The sequence below is a fragment of the Pseudomonas sp. 43(2021) genome, assembly GCF_017490805.1.
GTDB lineage: Bacteria > Pseudomonadota > Gammaproteobacteria > Pseudomonadales > Pseudomonadaceae > Aquipseudomonas.
This window is the reverse complement of sequence record NZ_JAFGYJ010000126.1, coordinates 1-670: the sequence shown is the minus strand read 5'-3', so window position 1 is coordinate 670 and position 670 is coordinate 1. Positions and strand designations below refer to the sequence as shown.

The window sequence follows — 670 nt, the reverse complement described above, 5'->3', positions numbered from 1 at the left end:
GCAGCAACCTGGCGATCGGTCTGGTGATGGAGCAGATCTTCAACGCCCGCTCCGAAGTGGTCGAACAGAAAATGCGCGAAGTCTGGCGCAGCAGTCTGGAAATCGCTGGCGTCAGCTATGCGCTGTGTCGTCGTCACACTCAGCTCAAACCCGATCAGGCGGCACTCGGCGGGCTGGTGCATCAGATTGGTGTGTTGCCGATCCTGACTTACGCCGAAGACCACAATGAACTGCTCTCAGATGCGGTCAGCCTGACCCATGTGATCGAGCAGATTCACCCATTGCTCGGCGAGAAATTGCTGCGGGTCTGTGAGTTTCCCGATCGCCTGGTGCATTTGCCTTTGCTGTATCAAGACTTCAGCCTCGACTCGGCGCGCATCGATTACGTCGATGTCGTGCAAGTAGCCAATTTGTATTGCCGCAAGGACACCGATCATCCGTTTGCGCGGATTGACCCGTTTAGCGTGCCGGCGTTCAGGAAGCTGGGGATTGACCCGGAGAACAAGCAGTTCTGCGCGGATCTGGAAGAATCGCGGTCGATGTTCTACTGACTTGTAGTGAGGGGATTTATCCCCGTTGGGTTGCGAAGCGACCCTGAACTCTGCAACCCGGTTTTTTCCAGACAGATTGTGATCGCTGAACTGCGACTGCTGCGCAGCCGAGCGGGGAT

At 56.6% G+C, this 670-nt stretch carries 1 protein-coding gene; it reads left to right on the top strand.

Annotated elements, in window-relative coordinates; genetic code table 11:
- The coding region (locus tag J5M71_RS26310) for an HDOD domain-containing protein (RefSeq protein WP_207838389.1) at nt 1-551 on the top strand (551 nt) is incomplete at its 5' end.
- Between the last annotated feature and the right edge of the window lie 119 nt (nt 552-670).